The following is a 20,048-nucleotide window of genomic DNA, read 5'->3' on the forward strand; positions in this document are numbered from 1 at the left end:
CTGTTTGGCTCTCTTTGTGCTCTGTCCCTATTTTCATCTCTCGTTGTTGGTGCGTGGTGGCTGATTGATTTTATTGCGCTTAGCTAACACAATGACTTTCAAATGAAATCAAAAAAATATAGGTGTTTATATGAGTCAAACCGTCTTTATTACCGGAGCAAATCGCGGCATTGGCCTTAGCTTAACTGAGCTGTACCTGAAGCAAGGCCACCAAGTACATGCTACCAGTCGTTCCTTGGAGAACAGTTCAGAACTACAAACTCTAGCCTCACAATTCAGCAATCTGGTTTTGCACGAACTGGATGTCACTCACTACGAACAAGTCGCTAAGCTTGCCGATAAACTCCCTGCCATCGACTTACTCATCAATAATGCAGGATATTACGGCCCCAAGGGATATGGCTTTGGAAACACAGACGTAGAAGAATGGCGTAAAGTCTTCGAAGTAAACACCATTGCACCGTTAAAACTGGTTGAGCACTGTTACCCACGTTTACAACAAGGCAAGATGAAAAAGATTGCTTGTATCTCATCAAAAGTGGGGAGCATGACCGAAAATACGTCCGGTGGCGGTTATATTTATCGTTCATCGAAAGCGGCGCTAAACTCGGTTGTTAAAAGCTTGAGTAATGATTTAACACCTGAAGGATTTACCGTTTTAGCGCTTCATCCTGGTTGGGTAAAAACGGCAATGGGCGGGCCAAATGCATTGATCGATACGCAAACCTCCGCGCAGGGCCTAGCGAACGTGATAGAGCTGAGTACACCGCAACTTTCAGGTCGATTTATTAACTACGATGGTACTGAGCTACCTTGGTAGCGGCGTTAAGAAACAACCATCAATAAACCAAATAACACCTAAGCTAGGCTTCATAATCGTGACTTGGTTGGCAAACATAATGTTCATCGGCGATCTACCAGCATAATTCGCGCAATCTAACTTGAATTTATCTATATCCAATCCAGACTTATGAAAAAGTAGAACAATTAAGGAGAAGGCACGATGGCAGCAGATAGGGATTTGGTTAATTTTAGCGAAGAGCATGAGCTAAACTACTGCTTGAGAAGTGCTGGTAAACGCCAAACTCAAGCGAATCGAGATACATTAGTTGACTTGGGCAACCAGGTGAAAGAGGTTCTGGACAAACGCGTGTTAACTCAAGGTGAAGTAAGAGGCGCGATCCAAAACCACGGTGACCTATTCGAGTAATCTATTTTCAAGCATGCGCGGTGTTTAATTACGCCGCGCTTGTCCTATGCCCGCTTACCTTTGGCTGCACCAGATTTAGTTGCGCCACCACTCTTTGAATAACTACGCTTTTTACGTTTAAACGCAGGACGTTCCACTTTGGGTAGATGACGCAATGAATCAGGGATCGGCCCTGCTTTTACTTGTGCCATCAAGCCATCAATGCGTTGCTCTAGTGCTTGCATAAACGGCTGATATGCCTGATTTCTCTCTGCCATACCTTGTAACTGGTGCTCCCAATGAGCCGTCATATCTGGGTACGTTGAATCCTGTGGCAAGGCATGAATGAGACCTCTTCCAGCAGGAGAGCTGAGAATTGATTTACCTTGACGCGTGAGCAGTTGGCGTTTGAACAGCGTGTCCAAAATACCAGCGCGAGTCGCTTCCGTACCTAGCCCATCAGTATCACGAAGGACTTTTTTCAGTTCTTTATCCGCAACGTAACGGGCGATCCCGGTCATCGCTTGCAACAGCGATGCTTCGGTAAAGTGCTTTGGTGGCTCGGTTTTTCGGCCTTTTATTTCCCCTTCACGACAAGTTAACACGGTGCCTTCTGGTAACGGTGGTACGGCATCAATACCTTCATCTTCCTTGTCAGTTTTGCCCATTAGCGCTTTCCAACCCGGCGAAACTAACTGACGACCTTTCGCGATAAACGTACCACCAGCGATATCGAAAACCAATTTCGCTTCTGCGTAAACCGCCGCCGGATAAAACTGCATGAGATACTGGCGCGCAATCAATTGATACACTTTCATCTCATTGCCCGAAAGCGCATTCACATTAGCTTGTTTTGGTGTAGGGATAATCGCATGGTGCGCATCCACTTTTTTATCGTTCCAGGCTTTGGACTTTAATGTTAAGTCTGCTCCCTGAACGGCACCTTGCAGCTCTTTTGCGTTATTCGCAATAGCTGTTGTCACCATCCCTGCTTGTGAGTAGTGTTCCATCGGTAAATAGCGACAATCTGAACGCGGGTAAGTGATCAGCTTGTGCTTTTCATACAATGCCTGACAAGTATCTAGTACTTGTTGCGCACTCATACCATAGCGCTTCGCTGCATCGATCTGTAAAGCAGATAACGAATAAGGTAATGGTGCTGATTGCTTGGTTTGCTTTTGTTCCGACTCCGTCACTTTAGCGGGTTGATTTGCAATACGGTTTGCAACGTTTTCCACTAACTTACGGTTTAACACTCGCCCTTCTTCATCCTGCCAAGGCTTGCATGCCTCACTTGGCTTCCAACGAGCACGAATATCAAAAGTACCATTGGCATCTTGATACGGAATCAGAGCATGTAGGGTAAAATAGTCCTTCGGGACAAAGTTTTCGATTTCCTCATCACGACGCACCACTAAGCCAAGAACTGGCGTTTGCACTCGCCCTACCGAGAGAACACCTTGATACCCTGCTTTTTGACCAAGCAAGGTATAAGCACGAGACATGTTCATGCCATACAACCAATCAGCCCGAGAGCGAGCCAATGCAGAAACTGAAAGTGGAATAAACTCGCGATTACTGCGCATAGAACTGAGTGCGCGTTTAACCGCAGGTAAGTTCAAGTCGGAAATCAGCAAACGCTGTGTGGATTCCTTCTTGGTTTTAGATAACTTGCAATAGTCGAGAACTTCATCAACTAACAGCTGACCCTCTCGGTCTGGGTCTCCTGCATGAATGACTTCGTTAGCTTCTTTGAGCAATTTACGAATCACTGTTAATTGCTTACTTGCACTTTTCCTCGGTCTGAGCTGCCATTGCTGCGGAACAATTGGTAAATCTGCCATATTCCACTTTTTATAACGCTCATCATAAGCGTCAGGTTCGACTTGTTCGAGCAAATGGCCGATACACCAAGTAACGATATCCCCGTTCCCACAGCGGATGAATCCTTGATCTTTCTTTTGAGGGTTTGGCAGTGCAGCGGCAATCGCACGGCCTAAGCTTGGTTTTTCAGCAATAAACAGACGAGACATAACGTTTTGGAAATAAATATAATTAGGGCCACATTAACGAATGTAGCCCTAATAAATCAAGAAAAACTGTATAAATAAACAGTCAGTTTATTTAAGTTTTCAGTTATAGAAATTCAACAAACTGAGAAAGGTCACGCTCAGGAACTTTCATCGGTGTGCAACCAGGCGTACCTAAGTACAAGAAACCAACAATCTCATCGTCGCCTTCTAAACCAAACGCTTGATGAACTTCTGGATGGAACATCCACTTACCTGAGCGCCAAAACCCTTGAAAGCCTTGCGCTACGGCTGCCATCTGCATGGATTGTACGGCACATCCCGCAGATAAGTGTTGCTCTAGTGCCGGCACTTTCTCATGTTCCGTTACTTTAGCAATCACCGTGATCACCATTGGCGCACGAAATGGCGCATTTTTCACCTTTTCGACCACCACTTCATCACTATTTTCAGCTTCTGCCGCTTTTACCAAGATATCTGACAGTTTTTTCAAACCATCGCCCTGTGCGATAACGAAGCGCCAAGGGGTTAATCCCGCATGGTCAGGCGCACGAAGGCCTGCACGAATGATGTTCTCAAGTGCTTTACCTTCTGGTGCAGGCGCAGATAACTTCGCGATAGATCGGCGATTGAGCAAAAGATCGAGAGCGTCCATGAAAGAATCCTTATCGAATATCGTTGTTATTTTGTTTACGCCACTTTAGCACAATCTGTTCCTACGAATAACAACCGGTTTTCTGTGGGCTTGATAACGTGCTTCACTTAACATCAAGCTGGATTTAATGTTAATTTATTCGCGAAATGAATAAGTTGAACATAGGCAGGTTGATGAACAAGGATAAACAAAACAGCATTTACGAAAAGATCGTTAATGACGAAGATGCCCGTGCCTGTAAGGCGATTCCTGAATCAGCTTGTCATCAAGTTCCCGGCAACTTTCTTAAAATCATTCTTGCTCAGTTTTTAACGAAGGTCGGCGATGCGTTAATCAACCCCAAAGTCACGTTGCCGTGGATACTACAAAGCCTTGGGGCACCGGTTTACTTAATTGGTTGGCTCGTTCCTATTCGTGAATCAGGTTCCCTTATCCCACAACTTAGCATCGCGCACTACATCCGACGCATTCCAGTAAGAAAATGGGTCTGGGTAATTGGCAGCATCTTGCAGGCTCTTTCCATATTTGCAATCGGAGTGGCCGCACTAACTCTGACAGGAGCTGCTGCGGGTTATGGTGTAATTGCATGTCTTGTGATCTTCAGTCTCTCACGCGGTTTAAATTCCGTCGCATCAAAAGATGTGTTGGGCAAAACCATCCCTAAAAACCAACGAGGTCAAGTCAACGGCTGGTCTTCAAGCGCTGCTGGCCTTGTTACACTACTTTTTGCTAGCCTTCTGGCACTAGCCTGGTTATGGGACGTAGAGCCGACGGAGCGCTTTTACAGTCTGAGTTTAGGGTTAGCGGGTGCAATATGGCTTATTGCGGCATTAGTCTATGCGCGAATTAATGAGTATGCCGGTGAGGTAGACGGTGGTCGAAATGGCGTCCTCGAAGCATTTAAACAACTCGCGTTACTTAAGACAGACGTGACCTTTCGTCGATTCGTTATCACTCGGACACTATTTTTATGTTCTGCGCTGAGTGCACCGTACTACGTTGTGCTGGCACAGCAATCTCTGGGTGGACAGCTATGGGTGCTAGCTCTCTTTATGTTTGCGAGTGGCTTGGCCTCCTTTGTGTCAGGTCCTTTCTGGGGAAGAATGTCCGATCGCTCTAGCCGCAGTGTTATGGTCATCGGCGCAACGATGAGCGCGCTACTTGGCGTTGTTTTATTTGTTTACGATACGTGGGTCACCGCTAGCCAAAGCTTCCTATTCGTGATTCCTCTACTCTACTTTTGTGTGTGTATTGCCCACGACGGAATACGAGTCGGACGAAAAACCTACTTAGTTGATATCGCAGAAGGTGACAAGCGGACAAGCTATGTAGCCGTGAGTAACACGGTGGTTGGAATAATGCTGCTTCTAATGAGTTCTCTTGGTGTTATGTCGAACTTTTTGAGCCTTTCAGCAGTGGTGTTAGTGTTCTCTTTTATTACTCTTGCTGGCGTAGTAATGGCCAAACAACTGCCAGATATCAGTGACTAGTTCTATACAAAAAAAGCTGCGCTCAAAGCGCAGCTTTCATGGTAAACACACATTAAAAAGCTAGAGTTTTACCGCCAATTTAACACCTTGACGAATCGCACGCACAGCATCAAGTTCACCCGCATGGTCAGCTCCGCCAATGATATGAATCTTCTCTCCGAGTTCAGACCATTTATCTTCAAATGGACGAACAGACTCTTGCCCCGCACAAATGACGACTTTGTCCGCGTTCAATAATTGTTCTTTTCCATCTACATGAATGTGCAAACCTTGATCATCAATTTTATCGTAAGACACGCCACCGACTAAATGTACGCCCCGTTTTTCAAGGGTACGTTTATGGATCCAACCTGTCGTTTTACCCGGACCTTTACCTACACGACCTTTACGACGCTGAAGCACCCAGACTTCTTTATCACTGACCGCATCAGGGTAAGGGTATAAACCACCCGGTTGAGACATCTCTTTGTCGATTCCCCATTCATGCAACCAGTCATCCAACGTTTGTCCAACTGGCTCTGTGAGCATGGTCGCTACATCTACGCCAATACCACCAGCACCAACGATAGCCACTTTCTCACCGACTGGCGTTTTGTCTCGAATGAGTGTTTGATAGTCGACGACTTTCTCTGGGTTATCAATTCCATCAATATTGACTTTACGTGGCTCAACACCCGATGCCATCACTATCTCATCGTATTCTGTGAGTAAGTCATAGTTCGCTTCCGTCGATAAGTGCAGATTCACGCCTGTTTCATCAATACGGTTAGCGAAATATCGTATCGTCTCTCGAAACTCTTCCTTGCCAGGGATCTGCATAGCAAGACGGAACTGACCACCGATGCGGTCGTTCTTTTCAAACAAATCAACCTTATGGCCACGTTCAGCCAGCGTAGTCGCACAAGCCAACCCCGCCGGACCTGCTCCGACAACGGCAATGTTTTTCTTCTTAAAGGCTGGTTCAACAACAATTTCGGTTTCATAGCACGCAAGTGGGTTCACTAAGCAACTGGCGCGCTTACCTTTAAACACGTTATCTAGACACGCCTGATTACAACCAATACACGTATTAATAAGCTGCGCTTTTTCCTGTTCGGCTTTAGCAACAAAGTAAGGATCGGCCAAGAATGGGCGCGCCATCGATACCATGTCGGCATGACCTGAAGATAAAATACGTTCTGCTTCGTCTGGCGTATTTATACGGTTGCAAGTGATAATAGGAACCGAAACGTGAGGTTTAACTTTTTCCGTAACCCACGTAAACGCACCGCGTGGTACTTGAGTCGCAATGGTCGGAATTCGAGCCTCGTGCCAACCAATGCCAGTGTTAATAATCGTGACGCCAGCCTCTTCAAGCGCTTTCGCCAATTCGATAACGTCTTCAAATGTGCTGCCCTGCTCGACAAGATCCAGCATAGAGAGACGGAAAATGATGATGAACTTGTCGCCCACCGCCTTACGAACCGCTTTGACAATTTCTAGCGGAAAACGCATACGTTTTTTGTAACTGCCACCCCATTCGTCGTAACGCATGTTCGTGCGCTTACATAAGAATTGGTTTATCAGGTAACCTTCCGAGCCCATTAACTCGACGCCATCATAACCAGCAAGCTGGGCTAACTCAGCGCTGTTCGCAAAGGCATCAATGGTTTTCTTAATCTGGCGGTCGCTCATTTCACTCGGAGCAAACTTTGCAATTGGCGCTTTAATGCCAGACGCACTTTGCGAGAATGGATGCATGGCATAACGCCCAGCATGGAGAATTTGTAGGGCAATTTTGCCACCGTGCTTGTGCACCGCTTCTGTCACAACTTTGTGGGCCTTGGCATGCTTTGGCTTGCTGAACTCAGCACTCAATGGGTGCAAACGACCGCGTAAGTTCGGAGAAAAACCTCCGGTTACAATCAGTCCAACACCGCCTTTCACGCGTTCTTCATAGAAAGCCGCGAGCTTCTGTAATCCTTCTTTGTGCTCTTCTAAGCCCGTGTGCATTGATCCCATCAGGACTCGGTTTCGTAATTGTGTAAAACCGAGATCCAGTGGCTTTAATAGGTTTGGGTACATGGCAGACATCACTTAACATCCATTGTTATTATCATGGTCTGACCAGATTAAGCCCGCTCAACCAAAAAATCAAACAAGCGTTTACATTTTTGTAACACCGATCAATCTCGCGTGAAAATATGCCAATTGTTGAGTGGTCGTGATAAGCTAAAAAAATGTTATCTTTTGAGATCTTAGAGATAAGAACCCATACTTTGTTAGACTCGGCGTAACTATCTCGTTATGGAGACAAGATGAAAAAACTCTTCAAATTTATTGGTTTGATATTTAAAGGGATATGGAAGAGCATCACCTTTATCAGACTCGCACTGGCAAACCTGATCTTCTTGCTGATGATTGCCGTTTTCTACTTTGCTTTTACTTATACCGGAGACGGTCAACCCGTCGTCGAAAAAGAGTCGGCATTGGTGATGAACCTTTCAGGTCCGATTGTCGAACAAAGACGCTATGTAAATCCAATGGACTCTTTTGCTGGTTCCCTTTTGGGCAATGAGTTACCGAAAGAAAACGTCCTTTTCGATATCGTTGATACTATTCGCTACGCGAAAGACGATCCTAAAGTGTCTGGATTAGTGCTAGCACTGCGAGACATGCCAGAAACAAATCTCACGAAATTACGTTACATCGCGAAAGCGTTGAACGAATTTAAAGCGTCAGGTAAACCAGTTTACGCTGTAGGTGATTTCTACAACCAAAGCCAATATTACTTGGCAAGTTACGCTGATAAAGTTTACCTGGCACCGGATGGCGGCGTATTGATTAAAGGTTACAGCGCTTACTCAATGTACTACAAAACGTTATTGGAAAAGCTTGATGTTTCTACTCATGTTTTTCGCGTAGGTACTTATAAATCCGCTATCGAACCGTTTATTCGTGATGACATGTCCGATGCGGCGAAAGAGTCTGCAACACGTTGGGTTACTCAATTGTGGAGTGCTTTTGTTGATGACGTAACGACAAACCGAAATATTGATGCGAAAGTGCTTAATCCAACCATGGATGAGCTGATTGACGAAATGAAGTCAGTGGACGGTGATCTTGCTCAGCTCGCGGTTAAACTGGGGCTAGTGGATGAACTCGCGACACGTCAAGACATTCGCACTCTATTTGCAAAACAGTTTGGTAGTGACGGCAAAGACAGCTACAACGCGATTGGTTACTACGACTACCTTGCAACGATTCGTCCCGATTACACACTACCTCAGCACGACATCGCCGTTGTTCTAGCCAGTGGCGCGATTATGGACGGTCAACAACCTCGCGGGACTGTTGGTGGTGACACGGTCGCAAGCTTGCTGCGTCAAGCACGCAATGATGAAAAAGTGAAAGCGGTCGTGTTACGAGTAGATAGTCCAGGAGGCAGTGCCTTTGCTTCTGAAGTGATTCGTAACGAAGTAGAAGCTCTGAAGCAAGCAGGTAAGCCGGTTGTTGTATCCATGTCGAGTTTGGCCGCTTCTGGTGGTTATTGGATTTCAATGAGCGCAGACAAAATCGTTGCTCAGCCAACAACCCTGACGGGCTCCATTGGTATATTTAGTGTCATCACCACGTTTGAAAAAGGCTTTAGCAAGTTAGGTATTAACACTGATGGCGTTGGCACATCGCCGTTCTCAGGTGACGGTATTACCACTGGCCTTTCTGAGGGCGCGTCTCAAGTGTTCCAATTAGGTATCGAGCACGGTTACAAGCGCTTTATTTCTCTAGTTGGCGAGAATCGCGATATGTCTCTAGAGGAAGTTGACAAGGTTGCTCAAGGTCGAGTTTGGACTGGCCAAGATGCACTATCCTTTGGTCTTGTCGATCAAATGGGTGACTTTGATGATGCTGTAGAGCTAGCGGCGAAACTAGCGAACGTGACCGATTACGGCATTTACTGGGTAGAAGAGCCTCTTTCACCTACTGAACTATTTCTGCAAGAGTTTATGAAACAGGTGAAAGTCTCTCTAGGTATTGATGCAACAAGCTTGCTACCAAAAAGTCTTCAACCCGTAGCTCAACAATTCGAACAAGACGCAAGCTTGCTCCAAAGCTTCAACGATCCTAAAGGTCAATACGCATTTTGTTTGAACTGCCAAGTGCAGTAGTTTTTCCATCAATATTACAAAGGGCACTTCTACTTTAAGTGCCCTTTTTATTAGGCTTTGCATCTCCTCAGATGACTTTCTGATGCTGTGCGCATAGCCTCGCATCTCAAGGTTATTTAGGTATATAATCCCCGCCTCTGTTCCCCTACACGAAAGAAAAAACGATGACTAGAAAACACATCTACATCGCTTACACCGGTGGTACCATCGGAATGCAAAAATCGGATCACGGCTATGTGCCTGTTGCTGGCTTTATGGAAAAGCAACTAGCAAGCATGCCAGAGTTTCACCGTCCTGAAATGCCGGATTACACTATCCACGAATACGATCCTCTGATTGACTCATCAGATATGACGCCTGCTGACTGGCAGCAGATTGCGAATGATATTCGTGACAACTATGACAAATACGATGGTTTCGTTATCCTACATGGTACTGACACCATGGCATACACAGCATCTGCATTGTCTTTCATGCTTGAAAACCTTGGTAAGCCAGTGATTGTAACGGGTTCACAAATCCCTCTCGCAGAGCTGCGTTCTGACGGCCAAGCAAACCTATTAAACGCGCTACATATTGCGGCAAACTACCCGATCAACGAAGTAACTTTGTTCTTCAATAATCAATTGATGCGTGGTAACCGCAGCACAAAATCTCATGCAGACGGTTTTAATGCCTTTACTTCACCAAACCTTCCTCCACTATTGGAAGCTGGGATCAATATTCAAGTAAGCAACAGCGTAACCGTTGGTGCACAACCAGAAGGTGAATTTAAGGTTCACAACATCACACCACAACCAATCGGTGTGATCACCATGTACCCTGGTATATCACATGAAGTTATTCGTAATACGCTTCGTCAGCCTGTAAATGCGATGATTCTGTTGACTTTTGGTGTGGGCAATGCGCCTCAAAACCCTGAGCTACTGGGCCACCTTAAAGAAGCCTCTGAGCGCGGCGTTATTGTCGTGAACCTGACTCAATGTTTGGCAGGCAAAGTGAATATGGGCGGCTACGCCACGGGTTGTGCACTGGCAGACTCTGGAGTTATCAGCGGCTTTGACATGACGCCAGAAGCGGCACTAGCAAAACTGCATTACCTTCTAAGCCAAAACCTTTCTTACGAAGAAGTGAAAGAGAGAATGCAGCAAGTACTGCGTGGTGAGATGAGCCTGTAAATTCAAACTTACTACGATCTAAAAAGCCCAATAGAGATTGGGCTTTTTTCTTTTAAAGTCAAAGTAGTAGCGGTAAACGACACCCTGTAAAAATCAAAGGTTCACTTAATCAATGTTCGGATTGACACGAACAATGTCGCTCTCTTCTTCGTTAAATTGTTTTTTAAGTTCTTGCTTCGATTTAAAGCTGATTTCACCGCCGGCTGCAACCGTCATGTGCTGCGCATCAGTATTATGTTTTGATTGATACAACATCACAGCTTGCATACACGAATCTCGCTGCTCTTTAGAAAGTGTTGTACCCTCTGGCCATCTTCCCGTTTCTACTGCATAGACTAAGCGATCATAAACTTCTGGAGTCATCGCTTGTAATAGTTGTTCTGCGTCCATAATGTACCTTCTTATTACATTCTATTTACAGAACATAACGGGTTAAGAAACTGAGTCAAGAATACGAAAATGAATTGGTGTAACGGATCACAAGCAAAGCCATGAAAAGAACACACTGGTTACTTCTCGGCCTCACAAGTCTCGCACTAACGGGCTGTTTCGAAGGTAACGTGACAACCGAAGAGTTGTGCAAAAAAACACCAGAACTGCGCTGCGAACAGCTCAATATGGATGACGGGCAATGTCGAGTTCCCAGAACAAACTTAGTATGGCATCGGTTTGAGCAACTGAAATATCCATCAGAAGCCAATCAAATTATCGAATACGGTCTGGTCGCTGAATATAGGAAATGCTTAGAACTCGCCTCTCAGATCACACCTATTGATCAAAGTGCTCTCAAGAGACAGCGTTTTAACGCTTTGGTACACAGTATTGATGAGCTAGAACGCATCGTAAACGAGTTAAAAGGCTCAGAAGACCCCGCTACTTTGTATTTTTTGTGGTCTCAAACGGGTGACATCCAAGCTCGTCGCGCATTTTTACAAATGGAAGGCTCACCTAAGTTAAATACTGCTGAGATGCAATATGCATTAGCTACTTTTTATACCAACCGAGATACCAAGAAAACCCTGGAGCTTCTTAATAACGCGTTGTCTTTATCTGATGAAGACAACATCAATCCGGTCATTCTCAAGTCAATGGCAAGTATTCATCAGGGGCTTGGAGACAAAGAGCAAGCGTATCTATGGGCAATGGTCGCGAAGAGATTCGACGTACCGCTTGCTGATGAAAAGCAGCTCCAACGTATGTTCAATTTCAGTCATCCAGAGCGATATAAGCAGTTGGATGAATTAGCTGAATCGGTGGCAAAAGCCATAGAGAGAGGGAACTACTCTCCAACAATGATACCCAAAGAGATATAAACGAAAAAACTCCCGCAATTGGCGGGAGTTTTTCTTTGGGTGAAACTACACTCTGTTTTCTACTTACAACAAATCGTATTGAAAGGATAAAACACTATCGAGCACAATTTTGTCGTTATTGTTCTGATTTGTTGAAAATTAACGACACTGAATTAACACAAAAACGCTCACCCGTGGTCTGTGGGCCATCTTCAAAAACGTGTCCTAGATGGCTATCACATGCGGCGCAACGAATCTCTGTACGTACCATTCCGTGACTCAGATCTTCTAAATAGCGCACCGCTTGATCATTTATGGGCGCATCAAAACTTGGCCAACCACAGCCAGAGTCATACTTGTTATCCGAGACGAAGAGAGAGGCATTGCAACAGGTACAAGCATAAACACCCGTCTCTTTATTATGCAGCAGTTTACCGCTGAATGGCGGTTCTGTACCTTGCTCTCGGCAGACACGAAACTCCTCTTCAGAAAGTTGCTCACGCCACTGCTCATCTGACTTCGCCACTTTTTTCCCGTGTTGTTCCACGACTTTCTGCTCCTTCTTTACTGTTTTTGGTATTGACTTTTTTAGCAAAAAACTTGCTTCTCTTAACAGTTGTAGCACATACTTTCTCACCAGGACACCATGCGTAATTAATTTGATAAGAGCACTTATCTCACCAGTTATATTACGCCAACTGGACTACAGAAGAATCAGTTAAAAGTTTAAAAAACGAACATTTGCGAAGAATTGTTAAAAAAAGCGTCGCTTTTTTTTGACTTTAAACAAGTTAAGTCCGATTATCACTTGCAGATGTTTACTGGATTCTGTAATTTTACTACCAGTTATCTTTAATCAGAAATTAAGTTGTGGAGCAACTATAATGACTATCAAAGTAGGTATTAACGGTTTTGGCCGTATCGGTCGTTTCGTATTCCGTGCAGCGCAAGAGCGTGCTGACATCGAAGTTGTAGGTATCAACGACCTTATCGACGTAGATTACATGGCATACATGCTTAAGTACGACTCAACTCACGGCCGTTTCAACGGTACTGTTGAAGTTGAAGGCGGTAACCTAATCGTTAACGGTAAAACTGTACGTGTTACTGCAGAGCGCAACCCAGCGGACCTTAAATGGGACGAAATCGGTGTTGACGTTGTTGCAGAAGCAACTGGTCTTTTCCTAACTGACGAGACTGCACGTAAGCACATCGAAGCTGGCGCGAAGAAAGTTGTTCTAACTGGTCCTTCAAAAGACGCTACTCCAATGTTCGTAATGGGCGTTAACCACGCTACTTACGCTGGTCAAGACATCGTTTCTAACGCTTCTTGTACTACTAACTGTCTAGCGCCTATCGCTAAAGTTCTTAACGACAAGTTCGGTATCGAATCTGGTCTTATGACTACAGTTCACGCTACTACAGCAACTCAAAAAACTGTAGACGGTCCTTCTGCTAAAGACTGGCGCGGTGGTCGTGGTGCTTCTCAAAACATCATCCCATCTTCAACTGGTGCTGCTAAAGCTGTAGGCGTTGTTCTTCCAGAACTAAACGGCAAACTAACTGGTATGGCTTTCCGCGTACCAACAGCTAACGTTTCTGTAGTTGACCTAACAGTTAACCTAAAAGAAGGCGCATCTTACGAAGCTATCTGTGCAGCAATGAAAGAAGCTTCTGAAGGCGAGCTAAAAGGTGTTCTAGGTTACACTGAAGATGCAGTAGTATCTCAAGACTTCATCGGTGAAGTTCAAACTTCTGTATTCGATGCTAAAGCTGGTATCGCTCTAACTGATAACTTCGTTAAAGTTGTATCTTGGTACGACAACGAAATCGGTTACTCAAACAAAGTTCTAGACCTAATCGCTCACATCTCTAAGTAATTAGATAGTTAGCAATTAGCGAATAACTTCGTTAAAGAAAAGGCGGCTCTAGAGTCGCCTTTTTTGTATCTGGAATTTGAGAGAATACCTCGGCGCTGTTGCATTGTATTTGCGACGGATGTCGAAACCCTACTTTCCCCAATGATAGGAAACAGCACATGGATTTAAAAACTCTCCCAGCTCTAAGCGTGTTATCTGATAACGTTACTGTCGTTGAAATTGATCAGGTCAAAGTAGTACGTGTTATTCATGAGAAAGCGACAGCAGGAATCTCCTTACATGGTGGTCACGTTGTTTCGTTCACTCCTGCTGGTCATGAAGATTTGATTTGGATGAGCGAGAAGGCGATTTTCGACGGGAAAAAAGCCCTGCGAGGCGGCATTCCCGTTTGCTGGCCATGGTTTGGTCGTATTGCAGCACCGGCTCATGGTTTCGCACGTACTGCTGAATGGGAGCTGGTTGAACATCGCGAGAACGATAACGGCGTGATTGTTGAACTTGCTCTGTTCCCGACAGAAGAAATCCACGATATTTGGCCACATATGTTTGACGCTCGTTTGGTGGTTGAAGTTGGCGATGAGCTAAAAGTGACACTCAAAGTCATGAACATCGATGACGAAGCTTGGACCTTCTCTGGCGCGTTACATACTTACCTAAACGTTGGAGACATTAAGCAAGCACAAACGACAGGCATGGGTGCCGAGTACATTGATAGCTTGAAAGCTGATGCGGTATGCCAAGGTGGTGATGTTCTGCAACTCTCAGACACCATTGATCGCGTTTACACGCAACCAGAAGCGAAAATTTTGGTAAAAGATCCGGAAATGAATCGTACATTAAGCGTGGAAAACCATGGTCATAACTCCGCGGTACTTTGGAACCCTTGGGCAGAAGGTGCACAAGGTATGGCAGATATGGCTGACGATGGTTACCAAACCATGCTGTGTGTTGAGTCTACTGTTCACGCTCCAAGTATCGAGCAAGGTAAAACGCTCCAGCCAGGTGAGACTCATGAACTTGTCACTGTAATTTCAGTGCAGTAGTTGTAACCAGCTCAAAGGTCGGGGATACCCGGCCTTTTTTGTAATAAAAGCCCCACTTAGATGGTCCTCTCTCAACTAACTTATTGGTTATCAGTCACTTTTGACTCTTTCATTAATAAATATCAAAAAATTCGATCATATAAACCGATAGCATGCCGATACAAAACTCATAAATAATAAAAATATCAGGAACTGATCTATGTTAGAGAGATACCGAAATCAAAGTGTCGGATTCCAGTTAAAGCTGGTTATCACTTTGTGTCTATTCATTGCTTTCAGCAGTATTGCTGCGCTTGTTTACCGTAACGCTTCCGATGTTCTATTGGAAAGCACCCTTAAAGAGCACCAATCTAAAGTAGAGTCGATGGCAAAAACCATTGCTGGCCAATTCGATGCTTATCTGCATACCGCTAAAGTGCTCGAGTCCACTTTTCGTAATGGCTACCTTGCCGGTGTTTATGTCGAAAACTATACCGTTGACTTCATGGGTCACGAAATACCAAACATCACTCAATACAGTGAAAGCTTAATTAACGACACAAAGCTGGTCGATAGCTTCACACGTGATACCGGTGCTATCGCGACTTTATTCGCGCCTTTGGGAGATGACTTTATCCGTGTATCTACCTCACTAAAAGATCCTCAAGGTCAACGAGCAGTGGGAACCACACTAGGTCTCGACCACCCAGGTTATCAGCAACTAAAAGCTGGTCAGCCATATTACGCTCAAATAAAGTTGTACGGCGAACGCTACATTACCTATTACTCTCCAATTAAAGATGCAACAGGAAAAGTTGCAGGGTTATCGTTTATTGGTTTACCCGTAGATCAAGCAACACAAACGCTATTCGATGCGCTAGAGGAGATTAAATGGGGCGATACTGGCTATACCATCATTGTCGACAACGACGACAACAATCTTGGTAAGTACCTACTCCATCCGACCAAAAGTGCAACCGACCCTTCAATCACAGAAGTTCGTGACTACGAGGGTAATAAGCCTTTCCATAAAATTTTTGAACAAAAGAGCGGATTAATTCTATACCCTTACCAATTCGGCTCAACAGTCGGCGAAAAGTACTTAGTGTTTACCGAAGTACCAGGCTGGAACTGGAAACTACTGGGTGGTACGTTTATCAAAGAAGTGACCAAAGGCAGTGATACACTACTTAAACTTATCGCCATCATTTCTTCGGTAGCGGCAATCATTACTTTTGTTGTACTGACACTTTTCTTGAATCGCAGCTTAAAACCTCTGACCGTTCTAAACTCCTATATGACTCGCTTGGCGGGCGGCGAGGTCAGCTTGAACGTCCCATCGTCTCGTAAGGCATCAAAAAATGAAATTACGAACCTGAATACGGGTGTCGCAAGTATGGCAAGTCAACTCAATGAACTTGTTGGTAAGATCCGTTCCACAAGCGACTTAGTAGAGAGCAACTCCACCAGCGTTGCCAATGATGCGCATAGCAATTTAACCCAAGCTGACCGCCAACAAGAAGAAGTAGAACAAGTGGTAACAGCAATCGAAGAGATGGCCTCTTCTGCTCAATCGGTTGCCCAACAAGTCGAAAGTATTGCGGAAAACGTACGCTCAGCGAATACCGATAGTCAATCTGGTCTCGCGATTGTTGAAGGCGTATGTATCGATGTTGCTCAACTTAACGATCAATTGGATCAATCAGCAGCGGCTATCGAGCAAGTCAATCGCGATAGTGAGAGTATTCAAACCGTCACGAAGATGATTGATGAGATTGCAGAGCAAACCAACCTACTTGCGTTGAATGCAGCCATTGAAGCCGCACGAGCAGGTGAGCAAGGTCGTGGCTTCGCAGTTGTAGCAGATGAAGTGCGCACACTTGCGCACCGTACACAAAGCTCAGTTCAGGATGTAGTTGAAATTATTGAGAAGCTAAAAGGCTCTACTCATAATGCAGTTAATATGATGACTGACAGCCAACGCAGTGCCAATCAGGTCTTAGACAAAGCACAAGACGCGGGTACAGCATTAGAAGCTATTGCAGTACAAGTCCAGTCGATAGCGTCTCAAGCCGACGCCATTGCTGCGACCTCAGAAGAGCAAGCGCAAGTATCCCAAGAAATTGCTGCAAATGCCCATTCTATCAGTGAGCTAAACCGAGAAAGCCGCGACACCAGCGCGAAAACCTCGCAAAGTGCCATTGAACTGCAACAACAAGCTCGGAACTTGAAAGAGCAAGTCGACTTCTTCCACTAATACTGAATATGAGCCGATTCCATCGGCTCTTTTTGTTTCACTTGAGACCACGCTTTTTGATAGAATTTGCCGCCCTACTTCCTGTTCGAGATCGTCATGAACTATCAATGCCCTTTATGCCACCAAGCTCTAGCGTTAAATGAAAAAACGTTTAAGTGCGAAAACAATCATCAGTTTGACTTAGCAAAAGAAGGCTACGTTAACTTGATGCCAGCGCACCACAAACGTTCTAAAGATCCTGGTGACAATAAAGAGATGATGCAAGCTCGTCGTCGATTCCTTGAGGGGAATTACTACAACCCAATGCGCCAAGAGGTTGCGCAGCTGTGTGCGAAATACACTGAGGGAACCGATCATCAGTTATTAGATATTGGTTGCGGCGAGGGTTACTACACGGATCAAGTACAAAAGACGATAGAAACACAAGCAAACCATGCCACGATTTATGGCTTAGACATTTCGAAAGTTGCCATTCGTTACGCGGCGAAGCGTTACACGCACTGCAGCTTTAGTGTGGCTTCTAGTCACCGACTTCCCTTCGCAAATGAATCCTTAGATGCCATTTTGCGCATTTATGCCCCTTGCAAGGCAGAAGAGCTTCAGCGCGTTGTAAAAGAGAACGGTGTGGTCATCACGGTGACACCTGCAAGCCGTCACTTATACCAACTACGTGAACGCATTTATCAAGATGTTCGTCTTCACAGTGAAGAGCCAGAACATATTGAAGGATATGAATTAGAGCATCAACAACATCTTAACTATGTTATGAATTTGAAGGATGGGGCCGCATTCGATTTATTGCAAATGACGCCATTCGCATGGAAAGCAACCGATGCACTTCGTGAAGAGTTGAAGTCCGCTACACTCTATCAATGTGAGGCTGATTTTATGCTACGCGTATATCGCAAAAAGTCCACTCAGTAATAATAGTGGCAGACAACAAACGCAAATAGTTATCATTTATATTGATTCATTGCTCAGCCTCCATTAATATCATCCGGACATTTTTGGAGGCTTTTCAATGCGCTTTTCTATTTTAAGCATGCTCTTTGCTGGCTTACTTACTGGTTGTTCTTCTGTTCCATCAACCAACTCTCACCCTACCTCTGCGGAAGTCACTACTTTTTACGACTACCAACTTTACACCCCTTCTGGCGAGCACATCGCTCTAAGCGAACTACCAAAAGAGCTGCAACAAGCAGATGTCATTCTTATTGGTGAATGGCACACACATGCTGGCGTTCATCGCTTTCAAACCGATATGCTCAAACAACTTTCATCTTATGGCCGCCCACTCGCGTTATCAATGGAACAATTTACCCGCGACAAACAACCTGTTGTTGACGCTTACCTGCGTGGGGAAATCGGTGAACAGTACTTGATGAAACAAGCCAATGCTTGGCCCAATTATGAGAGCGACTATCGCCCTCTCGTTGAGTTTGCTAAGCAGAAAAATCTCCCGGTGATTGCAGCGAATGCACCAAAGGGCATTGTCCGATGTATTGGTCGTCAGGGGATAGACTACGTTAACAAGCTCGATGATGAGCAGCGAACGTTTATTGCAGAATCCATCAACACGGCCAGTAGTCCATACAAAGAGAAGTTTATGGCATCCATGCATCATGGAAAGCCAGAACAAACCGAGAAACAGTTTGCAGCTCAAGTAACTTGGGATGAAACCATGGCAGAGTCTATCGTTAACTACCTAACCGCCACACCAGGTGCCCAGGTTGTTCATGTTGCAGGCAAGTTTCATACCGAGCAAGGACTAGGTACAGCTGCATCCATCTTAAGCCGCAACCCGAGCTTAAGAGTGGTTGTAATTAGCCCAACAGATAATGTGCTTGCCGATAATACTGACTATCAGTTAGAGGTTCTTGCACCACCAGTACGGTATGTACAAGATGCTCACCGCATGGCGGCATATCAACACCTCACTAAGCGCAATAGCGATCTTCAATGTAAGTAGCTGGTCTTCAATTTAAGTTACTACCTTGTCGTTGCGTTGCATCATCACACTGCTCCGAGTTCATAGAGTGACAACGGTCTGCTTCCTGCTGGTCTATTTTTTGCTAATGATCACGAATAGAAACCAGAAGCGGCAAAAGCAGACCTGTTTTTATCCAAATAGCTTCAGAAATAGATTTTGCCGCCGATAGTAATATAACTGCTTTTTACCCGCACTCAGTGAACGAGTGTCGATGTTCCAAGGAGTATTCGATGAATCCAGTAGGAAGCACTTCTGTTAATAGCTATGCCAAACAATCTGTCGCCTCTAAGCAAACAAGTATTGCACAAGAGGAAGGCAACGCTTCGCCGCTAAAAGTCGAACACAATAAGGTGACACTGTCTACGGAGGGCAAAGCGCTCCTCGCCGCTCTGCAGCAAATCGAACACGACAGTAAGAGAGTAGAAGCAGAAGATAAATCTGTTGGTGAAAAAGTGGAGTCCTTTACACATGGCGCACTTGGCATGGATCACCCTGACAAAATCGAGGAAGAAGAAGACGGCTCATACTCTGCGGGTCAATACCTTTCTGCGGCCCTCACTGTCGGTGGCATCATATTAGCGTTGGTCTAATAATCGTTACGACAATAAATCCTATTTGAATAAATCACTAACTGCAGCCCATAATTTGATACGTCAAAGAACGATATGTCGTAAACGTAGGTTATATACTCCTCAATTCGACCGCTCTTATGACCTTAGAACGCATACTCGTTTATTGCTCCCTAAACTAGGTTTCTTGTGAAGGCACTGAATGGCTAACTTTAGTCCATGCTTTCAACTCCTAAGCGTAATCCAAGCCCACGTTTGTGGGCTTTCTTCTTTCTAAATTCACAAACGTTAGAGGCTGATTCACTTTTTCTACAAACCCAAGCAAAGACGACAATTTAGTTAAACTTT

17 protein-coding genes are annotated in these 20,048 nt (G+C 44.9%); 12 read left to right on the top strand and 5 right to left on the bottom strand.

What is annotated here, in order from left to right; all coding sequences use genetic code 11:
- The first annotated feature begins 130 nt into the window (after positions 1 to 130).
- Entirely contained in the window at positions 131 to 820 is a 690-nt protein-coding gene (locus CAG69_RS16530; protein ID WP_046874517.1) for an SDR family oxidoreductase, read from the top strand.
- Positions 821 to 1,003: 183 nt separating this feature from the next.
- The gene (locus CAG69_RS16535; protein WP_005380717.1) at positions 1,004 to 1,210 is read left to right on the top strand and encodes a hypothetical protein; all 207 of its coding nucleotides are present in this window, start codon (positions 1,004 to 1,006) and stop codon (positions 1,208 to 1,210) included.
- 44 nt (positions 1,211 to 1,254) lie between these two features.
- On the opposite strand, the gene CAG69_RS16540 is transcribed toward CAG69_RS16535, so the two are convergent.
- Complete coding sequence (locus tag CAG69_RS16540; RefSeq protein ID WP_161445221.1) at positions 1,255 to 3,222, bottom strand: DNA topoisomerase III; 1,968 nt, start codon at positions 3,220 to 3,222, stop codon at positions 1,255 to 1,257.
- 103 nt (positions 3,223 to 3,325) lie between these two features.
- Complete coding sequence (locus CAG69_RS16545) at positions 3,326 to 3,874, bottom strand: NAD(P)H nitroreductase (protein WP_053808804.1); 549 nt, start codon at positions 3,872 to 3,874, stop codon at positions 3,326 to 3,328.
- Between the two features lie 173 nt (positions 3,875 to 4,047).
- Here CAG69_RS16545 and CAG69_RS16550 point away from each other — a divergent pair, with 173 nt between their 5' ends.
- The gene (locus CAG69_RS16550; RefSeq protein ID WP_161445223.1) at positions 4,048 to 5,364 is read left to right on the top strand and encodes an MFS transporter; all 1,317 of its coding nucleotides are present in this window, start codon (positions 4,048 to 4,050) and stop codon (positions 5,362 to 5,364) included.
- Between the two features lie 60 nt (positions 5,365 to 5,424).
- Here the strand turns inward: CAG69_RS16550 and CAG69_RS16555 are convergent, their stop codons facing one another.
- A complete protein-coding gene (locus CAG69_RS16555; protein ID WP_065645046.1) occupies positions 5,425 to 7,437 on the bottom strand; it encodes an NADPH-dependent 2,4-dienoyl-CoA reductase in 2,013 nt (670 codons plus the stop codon).
- 224 nt (positions 7,438 to 7,661) lie between these two features.
- Here CAG69_RS16555 and sppA point away from each other — a divergent pair, with 224 nt between their 5' ends.
- Positions 7,662 to 9,512 (top strand): signal peptide peptidase SppA, encoded by a 1,851-nt coding sequence (sppA, locus tag CAG69_RS16560; protein ID WP_161445224.1) that lies wholly within the window; start codon positions 7,662 to 7,664, stop codon positions 9,510 to 9,512.
- A 164-nt stretch (positions 9,513 to 9,676) separates the two neighbouring features.
- Positions 9,677 to 10,690, top strand: coding sequence for an asparaginase (gene ansA / locus CAG69_RS16565; protein WP_017635822.1), 1,014 nt, complete (start codon positions 9,677 to 9,679; stop codon positions 10,688 to 10,690).
- Positions 10,691 to 10,795: 105 nt separating this feature from the next.
- Here the strand turns inward: ansA and CAG69_RS16570 are convergent, their stop codons facing one another.
- Entirely contained in the window at positions 10,796 to 11,080 is a 285-nt protein-coding gene (locus CAG69_RS16570; RefSeq protein ID WP_161445226.1) for a YeaC family protein, read from the bottom strand.
- A 101-nt stretch (positions 11,081 to 11,181) separates the two neighbouring features.
- On the opposite strand from CAG69_RS16570, the gene CAG69_RS16575 reads away from it, so the two are divergent.
- Positions 11,182 to 12,003, top strand: a complete 822-nt coding sequence (locus CAG69_RS16575; protein WP_161445230.1) for a DUF2989 domain-containing protein — start codon at positions 11,182 to 11,184, stop codon at positions 12,001 to 12,003.
- Between the two features lie 115 nt (positions 12,004 to 12,118).
- Here the strand turns inward: CAG69_RS16575 and msrB are convergent, their stop codons facing one another.
- The gene (msrB, locus tag CAG69_RS16580; protein WP_161445232.1) at positions 12,119 to 12,529 is read right to left on the bottom strand and encodes a peptide-methionine (R)-S-oxide reductase MsrB; all 411 of its coding nucleotides are present in this window, start codon (positions 12,527 to 12,529) and stop codon (positions 12,119 to 12,121) included.
- Positions 12,530 to 12,866: 337 nt separating this feature from the next.
- On the opposite strand from msrB, the gene gap reads away from it, so the two are divergent.
- The 6 genes from gap to CAG69_RS16610 all read left to right on the top strand — a co-directional run bounded on the left by gap (position 12,867) and on the right by CAG69_RS16610 (position 19,721).
- A complete protein-coding gene (gap, locus tag CAG69_RS16585) occupies positions 12,867 to 13,862 on the top strand; it encodes a type I glyceraldehyde-3-phosphate dehydrogenase (protein WP_012841556.1) in 996 nt (331 codons plus the stop codon).
- 158 nt (positions 13,863 to 14,020) lie between these two features.
- Positions 14,021 to 14,905 carry a D-hexose-6-phosphate mutarotase gene (locus CAG69_RS16590; RefSeq protein WP_161445234.1) on the top strand — a complete coding sequence of 295 codons (885 nt, stop codon included), beginning with the start codon at positions 14,021 to 14,023 and terminating at the stop codon, positions 14,903 to 14,905.
- A gap of 199 nt (positions 14,906 to 15,104) precedes the next feature.
- Complete coding sequence (locus CAG69_RS16595) at positions 15,105 to 17,141, top strand: methyl-accepting chemotaxis protein (RefSeq protein WP_046874510.1); 2,037 nt, start codon at positions 15,105 to 15,107, stop codon at positions 17,139 to 17,141.
- Positions 17,142 to 17,237: 96 nt separating this feature from the next.
- Positions 17,238 to 18,065, top strand: a complete 828-nt coding sequence (gene rlmA / locus CAG69_RS16600) for a 23S rRNA (guanine(745)-N(1))-methyltransferase (RefSeq protein ID WP_161445235.1) — start codon at positions 17,238 to 17,240, stop codon at positions 18,063 to 18,065.
- Positions 18,066 to 18,162: 97 nt separating this feature from the next.
- Positions 18,163 to 19,110, top strand: a complete 948-nt coding sequence (locus CAG69_RS16605; RefSeq protein ID WP_065645041.1) for a ChaN family lipoprotein — start codon at positions 18,163 to 18,165, stop codon at positions 19,108 to 19,110.
- A gap of 251 nt (positions 19,111 to 19,361) precedes the next feature.
- Positions 19,362 to 19,721 (top strand): hypothetical protein, encoded by a 360-nt coding sequence (locus CAG69_RS16610; protein WP_047010122.1) that lies wholly within the window; start codon positions 19,362 to 19,364, stop codon positions 19,719 to 19,721.
- Positions 19,722 to 20,048 lie beyond the last annotated feature (327 nt).

Source organism: Vibrio sp. V43_P6S15P86, from assembly GCF_009904725.1.
GTDB lineage: Bacteria > Pseudomonadota > Gammaproteobacteria > Enterobacterales > Vibrionaceae > Vibrio > Vibrio diabolicus.